This window comes from Syntrophorhabdales bacterium (genome assembly GCA_035541455.1).
Lineage (GTDB): Bacteria > Desulfobacterota > Syntrophorhabdia > Syntrophorhabdales > WCHB1-27 > JADGQN01.
The window spans coordinates 1-11,031 of the sequence record DATKNH010000022.1 but is presented as its reverse complement, the minus strand read 5'-3'; the positions used below and the strand labels follow the sequence as shown (position 1 = coordinate 11,031).

Below are 11,031 nucleotides of genomic sequence, written 5' to 3'. Positions count from 1 at the left end.
TTGGTCTCCAGCCAGATACGCTGCACTTCCGGTTCCTTGACTTCTATCAGTTCAACCGGGATGCCCCGCTTGAGGACGTCGGGCACAACCTTCCGGTATGCTTCAATGTCTGCTGTTGCCGCACCGTAAATGGCGCCCATGAGAATCCCCGGCACATTGATCGCGCGCCGATGAAAGAGATCTGTCGTCAATTCCACCCGCACGCGGGTGATCTCACCCTTGACGAGCTCGCGGCAAACCCGCCCCATGTTTGTGGGCGATCCCACAGCCATGCTGCTGCCTCCGAATACCACCTCACCGAGCGTCCTCGTCACAGGTGGGGCCTGCGCCACCAGGGCACGCATTTCTTTTCTGGCTTCCTCCACAACAGCGGCTCTTTCGCCTGCCTCCTTACGGAGTATTTCCTCCGGGACAAGCTTCTCCACATTCTCATCCTTCTCGAAGAAGGGGCGTAAATACCTGATGTTGATCGGCGTAATGGCAGGGGCTGCCTCCTTGTGGATACGCGCTGCCATGGCGATCATCACATCCACGTCAACAGGCATAGGAAGCGTCGTCTTCAACACAATATTGGAAGCCTGGTTACCCAGGAGAATTGCGCCGCTGATGTGAAGGGCGCACAGACCGGGAACCATTACGCGTGGTGTGCAGGGCACAGCAATGGTCGGTGACAGCGCAAGCACGATGGCTTTGCCCACCTGCGATGGTGTTCCCCCTCGCAATTCCGTGAGAACTGCGGCTGTAACAGCAGCGCCGGCTCCCAGTCCTTCCATGTTACAGCCTGTTGTCTCCTTGCCTACCCTGAAGATACCGCCGATCTTGAGCATGAGCGCGGTCATCTGAGCGAGACGCTCCCACTGGTACGGCTCTTCAGACAGTGCCCGCAGGAGACCGGTATACGGGCATGAGTCACCGGTGCCTGCACATGGCTGCAGGCCCACTTCATGATTCCCTACCTCTGTCGCCAGCGTATACGTCATCGCCCGGTTGACCAGCTGGTCCTCAATGAGTGCGGCTCCACGCCGATTTTCGCGGGCAAGATCAGACGCGACCCGTCCCAGCAGAAAGCTCTTGCCCTCGCCCAACCCGAGTTCACACGCTTCCAGGTTGTGTCGGAACGCGTCCATGACCGCATTGAGCACTGCTTCGTAGCTCTGGCCTTCCTGCGCCATAGCCTGGGCCACGATGAGATGGCTCAACAGTGCGCCCTTTTCTTCGGCCATTGCGATCAGCTCAGTAAGCGTATAGGGTTTCTTCGAATCGGAGTTGAAGAGCTCCGATAGTTTCTCTATGCTCTCCTTCTCCGCAACTCCAGTCATGCGTCTCTCCACAATTCTTTTGATTGCTGCTGTTCCTATTTTTTGCTGAGCATCTGCTCGTAGTTGTATTTGGTATCTACTTCCACGATATCCATTCCCGCAAGAATATCAGCCTTCATCTGTTCTTCTTTCTCCAGGATCTTCTCCGCCGCGCTTACCACCTCTTCCAGTTTCTCTGCAGGGATCACCACAATGCCGTTGACATCCCCGACGAGGATGTCGCCAGGCCTGACCTGAACATCGCCAAGGCGGATAGGGCAGTTGAAATCCTCCTGCATGATCCTCCCCCTGGCGGTTATGGGAACAATCGCGCGGGCGAATACAGGAAATCCGATCTCCTGGCAGAAATCGACATCCCTGGCTGCTCCGTCGACGAAGACAGCCGAAACACCTTTCTGCTGCGCGGCACAGGAAAGAATTTCCCCCCAGCAGTTGTTGTACGTGTCTCCTCGATTGTCAATCGCAATGACGTCACCGCGGCTCGCGGAGGCGATGGCATCGATGCCCAGATGCCTTTTTGACTTCACCATGCCGGCCGCTGTCATCTTGATCGTCTTTGCCCGACCAACGACTTTCGGCATACCAAAGAGGGGCCTGATGCCGATAACGGCCCCTCTGAATCCGACCTGGTCAAGGGCGTCTGAAAGGTTCGTCGTCGAAAGTTTTTCCAACCGTTTCCGGTAATCCCGATCGAATGCTTCAGTATCCATAGTCCTCACTTTTTCAATTTACGTAAGTATTGCCTGCTGCTTTAGGTCTCGCCCGATGGCGCATCTCACTTTGTGAATAGATGAGGCGCGTAGGACGGGCAGACTTCTGCGCACATGCCGCACACGTCGCATGCCTGCGGGTTGATAACCGCCCCTGCTTTCGTCAGCGCGATCGCATCATAGAAACAGCTCCGCAGACAAACACCGCACTTGGTGCATTTTGTGGTATCGATCACCATGCCGATGTTGGTCGGTTTCCTGGGCACGTCAGCGGTCTTGAGCATGTTGGGAAGGGCCAGCCCCCGTATGTCAGCAAGGCTGTTGTAACCCTTGCCTTCCATCCACGCGGCCATGCTGTCCTGCCATTTCTGGCTCACTTTGTATCCCTGCAGCATGATGCCTGCGCCAGACTGCACGAGCGTAGCGCCGACCATCTGATAGCGGATGATGTCCTGCCAGTCCCAGGTTCCAAGGCCTGCAATAATGGGAATCTTCAGCTCTTTCGCTGCAGCGCCGACAAGCTTCAGGCCATAGCCGAGAAGATACGGTCCACCCCAGCCGCCGATTGCGCCGAAGGGATATGGTTTCGCAGTCTCGATATCGATGATGGTACCGGAAAGCCGCGCCGACATATTGACTGCGTTGGCACCAGCCTGTTCCACCTGTTTTGCGATAGTAACCGGATCATTCGTCTGCGGCGTGATCTTCACGCTGAAGGGCTTCTTGAGCACTTCTTTACACGCCTTTACGAACTGGAAGGTGAGGTCGACAGCACCCGCACCCATGCAGACACCCATATCAGCCGCAAAGGGACAGGAGTTGTTGAGCTCCACCCAGTCAGCCTTGGTTTCGTTCACCATCTTGCACATGGTGAGCCACTCATCCATGCTGGAGCCGGAAAGGCTGGCCATGACGACTCCGGAGTCCCCGATCAGATCTTTGGCCTCGTTGATGTCCTTCATATAGGTCGGATAATCGAAGCTGGAGCACTCCTCCAGAGAGCGCAGCGTAAAAGAATGGGGCAACTTCTCCGGGTATCCTGGATATTCCCTGTAGTCCAGGAGCTTGAAACGGGGCCTCGGGAACTGTCTGCCCAGTTTGCCTGCCTCTCCGAAGAGCGACTTGGCGATAACCGCACCCGCACCGCCGTCAATGCCTTTCTTCATGCCCTTCGCATTCATAGTCGGTGTGGCAGAAGCCACAACAATGGGGTTCTTGAACTTAACGCCTGCAATTTCAACTGAAAGGTCGACCATACTGAAACTCCTCCTTCACTTTTTTTTAACTGCTCTCTTCTCTATCCCCTTTCGGGGCTCCCTGATAGGGAGCTTCTTCTCTTCGAGCGCCCTCTGGATCTCGCGTATGTGTTGCAGCATCAGATGCTGGGCTTTGGCCGAATCTCGTTCCTTGAATGCCTCATACAACAATTCATGAAAACGAAGCGTACTTTCCACCGGTCTTGCAGAGAGCACAAATGTAGACGAGATGTTGTTCTCCATCACGTCCATCATGGAATCAATCATGAACTGGATTACCGGATTCTCCGATGCATGCGCTATGATGCGGTGAAATTCCAGCTCCAGGAGGCGTGCGTCGTTGGGATTCTTACGCTTCAGGCACTCGCGCGTCTCTTCTATGTTCTGTCTCAGCTGTTCAAGGATCTCATCTGTGACCCTTTCCGCGGCGAGACCGGCAGTCGGCGGTTCGGTGGCAACCCTCGCCTCGGTGAGATCGGAGATTTTTATATTCCCCAGTAAGAACATATCCTGCAGTAAATTGTGGCCCGACTTGATCGTGGGGTCTACGACGTAGGCACCGCCCTGAATCCCCCTCCTGATCTCAAGAATCCCAGGGTATTCCAGCGCCTTCAGAGCCTCGCGTACCGTTACGCGACTGCACTGAAACTGCTCCATCAGCTGGCGCTCTGACGGCAGTTTCTCGCCCGGCTTGATCTTTTTTTCGAAGATCGCCGATTTGATCTGCTGCATTATGGCGTTTGAGATGCGATCTGTACGTACCGACTTGAACATATCTGTATGGGGCTCGCGTCGCCCCCTCCACCGGCAAAGCCGTCGGAGCCTCCCCCTCTCGCTCGCCGTGCTCGCTCGATGGATTCCAACATGCCGGAATCCATTCCTCATCGCCCATATCCTGACGGTTGGGCTTTTGGTTATACTTTATATATCTAAATGTTAGTCCATTTGTCAACAAGAAAGCGAGCGCTCCGTAATAACCACCCGTCACCCGGGTGTTCATTACCCTCGCCTTATGTTCTCTGCCAGGAACGCTATCTTCGCGGTATCTTCCACAAGGTCGGCAACATAGAAGGCAGTTGCAAGGGCAGGCCCCAGCGCCAGTACTCCGTGCTCTTTCATCAGCAGTGCCTTGGCGTGAGGATAGCGGGAAATCCCTTCATCGACGAAATTACAGAGTTCCTTGGAGCCCGGGTCCGCGCAGCCGATGCAGGGGACTTCCTGGAGGATTATGCGACTATTGATCGTCACAAGGGGAAGCGGCCTCTCTTTCATTGAATACGCTGTCGCATAGGGAGGGTGCACATGAAAAACCGCGCCTATATCCGGGCGAAGCATGTAGGCAACAAGATGCAAACCTGTTTCCTTTGAGGGCGTCATGTCATGACGACTCTCAAGTACACTTCCGTCGATGTGCAGAAGGAGACTGAACTCAGGTTCGACATCACATAGAGCCACGTTTGTTGGGGTGATCAGCACCTGGTCTGTTCCCGGTATCCTGACGCTGATATTGCCCCCTGTCCCGCTTACAAGACCCCGGTGAAACGTGCGCTTTGAGAACTCAGCCAGTTCTTTTCTCAGGCGCATCAGGGTCTTTTCAATGCTCATAGCCCCTCTCCTCACCCCGAAAATCAGGCTTTTCTAAATTCTCATTAAGGTTCTATATTGTCAACAGATTCTTTCATCTCTCGTGCCGAAGGAACATCAACTGTTATCAAAAGGATGTTGGCAGCCTGAGGAACCAGTGATTTACAGCACGGTCTCGCGAATGACTTCTTCCATCGTGGTTATGCCGGCCTTGATCTTGAGCAAACCGCTTTGCCGCAGGGTGATCATGCCTTCCTCGATGGCTTTTCTCTTCAAATCCACCAGGGTGCAGCCTTCAAGTATGAGCTGGCGCAGCGTGTCGGTCATGGGCATGACCTCGTACAGGCCTATCCGCCCTTTGTACCCCGTGTGGCTGCATTTGTCACACCCTTTCCCCACGTACGCTTTCACGCAGTCGACCTCACCTTCCGGAAAACCGATGTTAACCAGTGCCTTGCGGGGAATGTCCACCTCTTCCTTGCAATCCTGACAGATTCTGCGCACGAGGCGCTGCCCTGCAATGAGAATCACAGAACTCGTGACCAGCAGAGGCTCTATACCCATATTCACAAGACGGGTGACCGCAGAGGGTGCGTCATTGGTATGGAGTGTGGACAGGACCAGGTGTCCTGTGAGCGATGCCTTGACCGCGATCTCGGCTGTTTCCATGTCCCGGATCTCTCCCACGAGGATAATGTTTGGATCCTGCCTCAAGAAAGAGCGCAGCGCTGATGCGAACGTCAGCCCTATGGTCTCATGCATCTGAACCTGGTTGATTCCCGGAAGATTGAACTCTATAGGATCTTCGGCTGTTATTATGTTGACCTCTGGCGTATTGATCCTGTTTATGGCGCTGTAGAGCGTGCTCGTCTTTCCTGAACCGGTAGGGCCCGTCACGAGCACCATGCCCCAAGGCTTGAAGATCGCCTCCTCGAATCGCACCAGGCCTTCCGGTTCGAATCCGAGGCGATGCATATCGAGCATGAGGTTGTCCTTGTCAAGGAGCCGCAGCACGACTTTCTCGCCGAAGAGCGTCGGCAGAACTGATACGCGAAGATCGAGCGTCTTCGTCGCATTGTCCAGTTTCATCTGTATTTTTATGCGACCGTCCTGAGGCAGACGTTTCTCTGCTATATCGAGCCTGGAAAGCACCTTGATTCTGGATACCACGGCCTCTTTATATTTCATGGGGAGCTTGATGATGTCATAAAGAACGCCATCCACGCGCATGCGCACCCTGAACTCGGTCTCGTAGGGCTCTACATGAATATCACTGGCATTCTTCCGCGCCGCTTCCGCTATCATCAGGTTTACTATATTTACGACAGGAGGCTGCTTGGCATCAGCTTCGAGGCTGGCAACGTCCATCTTATCGTCGTCTTCAACGATCTGCAAAGACGACGCTTCCTGGATGACCCCCATGTCCTCTATTACTTTCCTGAGGCCCGTTTGGGAACCGCCATAGTACCTCTCAATTGCCCTTGCAATTGCCGATTCCTTGGCGATGACCGGTTCCACATGGTAGCCGGTAAAGAACTTTATGTCGCTTATCGTGTTGACGCTGGTTGGGTCTGCCATGGCAATGGTCAGCGTGGTACGCTTTTTCATCACCGGCATGATGTGATACCTTCGCGCGTAATGGGAAGGTATGATCTTGACGACGCTCTCTTCTATTTCCGTCGATTCGAGCTCGATGAGCGGTACGTTAAACTTTCTTGAGAGGGCTTCCAGGATGTCGTCCTCGGTCAGAACGCCCATCTGTACCAGCACCTCGCCCAGTTTGCCTCCCAGTTGTCTCTGCACTTTGAGCGCATCATCCAGCTGGCGCTGGGTGATCATAGACATCCTGACGAGCAGTTCCCCGAGGAGCGGTCCTGAAAGCGACACTATGCGTTCCTGGCTACAGGTGTTGACTCACTCTTAGACTATCGGCTGTTTTTAAGCAAACCTTAAGGAGCGACCATATGGTGAAATCAGCCCTATTTTCTGCTCAGGTCCCCTTTACAGACCGCCAGTGCTGTACTAACTTTACACTAACCTCAAGGGCGTAGGTAGGCGTCCGTAACCGGAAGAAAATACTGGGAAGTCAGCCGCCCGTGTGACCATAGTACATGGCCGTTTCTCAGGGGCACAGCCAGTGTCTGGCCTACGCAACGACGTTCATCATACAGGAGGCAACCATGATGAGAAGACTAGCACCCGATGAACTCTTTCGCCGCTGTGACACGGATCAGTTCACCTTTTCTACCACGGAGGACATAGCCGGTCTGGAAGGGACCATAGGGCAGGAAAAAGCCTTGCGGTCTCTCGATTTCGGGTTGGAAGTGGCGAGCAAGGGATTCAATATTTTTGCCCTTGGAGAGTCGGGCACTGGCAAAACGACTACGGTTAAAACGTTGCTCTCCGGGAAGGCAGCTGAGGAGGAGGTGCCTCCTGACTGGTGCTATGTGTACAACTTCAGGAACCCTGATGCCGCCATAGCAATTGCCATGCGACCCGGACAGGGAAAAGTCTTTTCTAAAGACATGGAGGATTTTCTCAAAGCACTCAAGATTGATATCCCCAAAGCCTTTGAATCAAAGGAGTACGAAAAACAAAGGAGCCACATCGTCGAGGAATTCCAGCAGAAACAGAATGAGTTATTCTCCAAGCTGGACGATGAGGCACACAAGCAGGGGTTCACCGTACGGCGTGGCATGTCAGGCGTCATGCTGCTTCCCCTGAAGGAAGACGGGGAACCGCTCACCCCGGAGGAGTTCGGCAAGCTGGAGGAAAAGAAAAAGAAAGAACTGGAGAAGACAGGCAGGATTTTCCAGGAGCGTCTTAACGAAGTCTTCAGAGCTATGCGCGAAACTGAAAAGTTTGTACAGGACATGCTTGCGAAGCTGGAACGTGCCATCGCCTTCGATGCTGTTAACCCCCTGACAGAGAACCTCAAATCTCGCTACAAAGACTACGATAAGATCGCGGCCTACCTGGACGACACCAGAGAGGATGTCCTCTCCCACCTGGAAGATTTCCGTCCTCAGGAAGAACAGGCCTCTCCCATGCCCTTTCTCAAGATGCCCAAACAGGAAGCTTCCCTTACCAGGTTCAGCGTGAACGTAATCGTGGACAACTCCACAACAAACGGCGCTCCGGTGGTGTTCGAGAGCAACCCGACCTACCTCAATCTCTTCGGAAGAATAGAGTACAAGATTCTCTACGGCATGGCGCTTACCGACTTTACGATGATTCGCGCAGGATCGGTCCATAAAGCAAACGGCGGCTATCTCGTGGTCGACGCCCTCGATTTGCTCAGGAACCCGTTTTCCTATGATGCCTTGAAAAGGGCCATAAAGCATGAAGAGATAAAAGTAGAAGATATTCTCGAGCAGTACAGGCTCATGAGCACCGCCAGCCTGAAACCTGAGGCGATCCCCCTCGACGTGAAAGTAATTCTCGTCGGGAATCCGTTTCTTTACTACCTGCTCTCCAGCATGGACCCCGACTACAACGAGCTCTTCAAGGTTAAAGCAGACTTCGATAACAGGATGGACCGCACCCCTGAGAACATGCAGAAATATGCGGCCTTCGTGGCCAGTTGCCAAAAGGCGGAGAAGCTTCTTCCTTTTGATCGTAGCGGCGTTGCGAGGATCATTGAGCACGGATCGCGCCTCGCCGACCACCAGGAGAAGCTCTCGGTGCGCTTCAATGCCATAGCGGATCTCATGCGTGAAGCCCATTACTGGGCAAAAAAGGACGGCGTTAGTTTTGTCAGTTCATCTCACGTCGAGCAAGCGATCAGAGAAAAAATTTACAGAGTGAACAGGATCGAGGAGCGTCTCAGTGAAGCCACGCTGGAAGACGTGCTGATAGTCAACACAGAAGGGGCGAAGATAGGCCAGGTGAACGGTCTTGCCGTGCTCGACCAGGGAGACTATAGTTTTGGCAGGCCTTCACGTATATCGGCCCGCACGTATGTCGGCAAGGCAGGTATCGTCAACATAGAGCGCGAGACGAAGATGAGCGGCAGGATACATGAAAAAGCCATTTTCATCATTGCGAGCTATCTCGGTGCAAAATATGCGTCACAGAAACCGATCAGCCTGTCAGCATCAATCACCTTCGAACAACTCTATGATATGGTCGAGGGCGACAGCGCAACCTGTGCAGAGATGTACGCCCTCCTTTCCAGTATAGCGGGTGTACCCCTCAAACAGCAGTATGCAGTGACCGGGTCAATGGATCAGAATGGGGATGTGCAGCCGATAGGGGGCGTCAACCAGAAGGTGGAAGGATTCTTCGATCTCTGCAAGGCCCGGGGTCTGGACGGAAGCCACGGAGTCATCATACCCAGCAGGAACGTGAAGAACCTGATGCTCAAGCAGGAGATCGTGGACGCGGTAACGGAAGGCAAGTTTACCATCCATGCCATTGAAAGGATGGAGGACGGTCTTGAAATCCTCACAGGTATGCAGGCCGGCGTCATGGGAGAGGACCAGACTTATCCGGAGAACAGCGTCAATCAGCTTGTCATGAAAAGACTCACAGAAATCGCTGAGGCGCTGGAAAAGAAGAAGGAAGAGAACGGAGGGTCACAGCTTACCCCGAAGTCAGAGAAACCGGAGTGAAATGCAAGTAGGATGATGGGCGGTGACTACGAACCGCCCTTCAATTCCGGGGCGATAGTCTCAGGACCGTTCAGCCGCTACACAACGATGATGCAGTTCTCACAGCCGTAGTCATTGGGCCGGCGCTCCAATGCCATAGGGTCATCCCACCACACGCCGTCGACCACGAAACGATATTCATGTTCACCCGGCTCCAGCAAGAGCGTACACGTCCACGTTCCCTCGCCGGTCGGCATCAGCGCATCCGCAACAGGGTCCCAGTCGTTAAAACATCCCGCAATGAACACCTGTTGGGCTTCGGGGGCCTTGAGCGTGAAGGTTGTCTTTTTCTTGGCTGGCTTTGCACCTGCCTTTTTCACTGCCGGTTTTCCCGACGCACTGGTCTTGGTTCCTCCCACGGAAGCCTTCTTCCCCGCAGCTTTTCCCGAGGCTTTGGTCTTTGTGCTCTTCTCAGCCATCTGTCACCCCCTGTGGTCGATCAGTTCACAGGGCTCTTCGCCCTTGGATAGTATACCATATGATGCATAAAGAATAGGTTTCAGTCCGCGGGTTGTCAATAGCCGGCGCTTCTTGTGCAATTGACAGAATTAAGGTTTAATACTTACTAGTACGGCGATGGACCAAAAATCCACAAAGGAATCCCGGTGAAAGCAACCTACGAAAAACGCCTGGTGTGGACGATTGTAGTTACACTGATCATCCTCGTGGGCGAGGTAGTCGGCGGCATCCTCAGCAACAGCCTTGCCCTCTTAAGCGATGCGGGTCATGTTGTCACAGATGTCTTTGCGCTCGCCCTCAGCCTCATCGCCATGAGATTGTCCCGCCGTCCGTCTGATTATCGTGCGACTTACGGCTACCAGAGAATCGGCATCCTGGCAGCATTGTTGAACGGCTGCAGCCTTGTCGTTATCTCGATCTTTATTTTTCTCGAGACCTACCACCGGCTCCTCACGCCTCCGGAGGTCGATTCCAACCTGATGCTCTTTATAGCGGTACTGGGCCTGGTCGGTAACCTGGTCATGGCGTGGATCCTGGGTCACAAGCATACCGATCTCAATGTGAAGAGCGCTTTTCTTCACGTTCTCGGAGATACGATCTCTTCTGGCGGCGTCATCATCGCGTCACTTGTCATCATGTTCACGGGGTGGCAGCTGGCCGACCCGATAACCAGCGGTGTCGTCGGTGTGGTAATCATCTTCGGCGGAGGGCGCGTCATCAAGGAGGCACTCTGGGTTTTCCTGGAACTGAGCCCGCTCGATTTGCACGCCGGAGAGATTTCAGCCATCCTCTGTGGAATGGCTGACGTCATGGGCGTTCACGATGTGCACGTCTGGTCTATAGGTCACGGCATTCCTGCCTTCTCAGCCCACGTGCTGATTAACGACCGCAAAATAAGTGAAACCGACACCGTCAGAAAAAACATCGAAGAAAAGCTGGCTGACCTCGGCATCAAGCACACTGTTCTGCAGATGGAGTGCGCCGAGTGTGAAAAAGACGCCCTGTATTGCCAGATAGCGGCGGGCGAAGAACCGGAACATCACCACCATTA

The 11,031-nt window shown here is 53.9% G+C and carries 9 protein-coding genes; 2 read left to right on the top strand and 7 right to left on the bottom strand.

The genetic code is table 11. The annotated features are described in order from the left end of the window. From VMT71_02750 to pilB, 6 genes are all read right to left on the bottom strand, one after another. Positions 1 to 1,319, bottom strand: a 1,319-nt coding sequence (locus tag VMT71_02750; protein HVN22863.1) for a hypothetical protein, incomplete at its 3' end; no start/stop codon positions are given. Positions 1,320 to 1,354: 35 nt separating this feature from the next. Beyond that, the gene (locus VMT71_02745; GenBank protein HVN22862.1) at positions 1,355 to 2,029 is read right to left on the bottom strand and encodes an RraA family protein; all 675 of its coding nucleotides are present in this window, start codon (positions 2,027 to 2,029) and stop codon (positions 1,355 to 1,357) included. A gap of 65 nt (positions 2,030 to 2,094) precedes the next feature. After that, positions 2,095 to 3,285 (bottom strand): 4Fe-4S binding protein, encoded by a 1,191-nt coding sequence (locus tag VMT71_02740; protein HVN22861.1) that lies wholly within the window; start codon positions 3,283 to 3,285, stop codon positions 2,095 to 2,097. 15 nt (positions 3,286 to 3,300) lie between these two features. Beyond that, the gene (locus tag VMT71_02735; protein ID HVN22860.1) at positions 3,301 to 4,017 is read right to left on the bottom strand and encodes a FadR/GntR family transcriptional regulator; all 717 of its coding nucleotides are present in this window, start codon (positions 4,015 to 4,017) and stop codon (positions 3,301 to 3,303) included. 267 nt (positions 4,018 to 4,284) lie between these two features. After that, positions 4,285 to 4,890: a class II aldolase/adducin family protein gene (locus tag VMT71_02730; GenBank protein HVN22859.1), complete on the bottom strand. Its 606-nt coding sequence runs from the start codon at positions 4,888 to 4,890 to the stop codon at positions 4,285 to 4,287. 141 nt (positions 4,891 to 5,031) lie between these two features. After that, positions 5,032 to 6,756, bottom strand: a complete 1,725-nt coding sequence (gene pilB / locus VMT71_02725; protein HVN22858.1) for a type IV-A pilus assembly ATPase PilB — start codon at positions 6,754 to 6,756, stop codon at positions 5,032 to 5,034. 293 nt (positions 6,757 to 7,049) lie between these two features. On the opposite strand from pilB, the gene VMT71_02720 reads away from it, so the two are divergent. Further along, positions 7,050 to 9,482, top strand: a complete 2,433-nt coding sequence (locus VMT71_02720) for an AAA family ATPase (protein ID HVN22857.1) — start codon at positions 7,050 to 7,052, stop codon at positions 9,480 to 9,482. A gap of 77 nt (positions 9,483 to 9,559) precedes the next feature. On the opposite strand, the gene VMT71_02715 is transcribed toward VMT71_02720, so the two are convergent. Further along, entirely contained in the window at positions 9,560 to 9,940 is a 381-nt protein-coding gene (locus tag VMT71_02715; GenBank protein ID HVN22856.1) for an isoamylase early set domain-containing protein, read from the bottom strand. Positions 9,941 to 10,126: 186 nt separating this feature from the next. On the opposite strand from VMT71_02715, the gene VMT71_02710 reads away from it, so the two are divergent. Then, on the top strand, positions 10,127 to 11,031 hold a 905-nt coding region (locus VMT71_02710), incomplete at its 3' end, for a cation diffusion facilitator family transporter (protein HVN22855.1).

What these genes read in the sequence shown, in the direction of transcription:
- VMT71_02745 (HVN22862.1), bottom strand. Translation starts at nt 2,029, where the DNA reads ATGGATACTGAAGCATTCGATCGGGATTACCGGAAACGGTTGGAAAAA.
- VMT71_02740 (HVN22861.1), bottom strand. Translation starts at nt 3,285, where the DNA reads ATGGTCGACCTTTCAGTTGAAATTGCAGGCGTTAAGTTCAAGAACCCC.
- VMT71_02735 (HVN22860.1), bottom strand. Translation starts at nt 4,017, where the DNA reads ATGCAGCAGATCAAATCGGCGATCTTCGAAAAAAAGATCAAGCCGGGC.
- VMT71_02730 (HVN22859.1), bottom strand. Translation starts at nt 4,890, where the DNA reads ATGAGCATTGAAAAGACCCTGATGCGCCTGAGAAAAGAACTGGCTGAG.
- VMT71_02720 (HVN22857.1), top strand. Translation starts at nt 7,050, where the DNA reads ATGATGAGAAGACTAGCACCCGATGAACTCTTTCGCCGCTGTGACACG.
- VMT71_02715 (HVN22856.1), bottom strand. Translation starts at nt 9,940, where the DNA reads ATGGCTGAGAAGAGCACAAAGACCAAAGCCTCGGGAAAAGCTGCGGGG.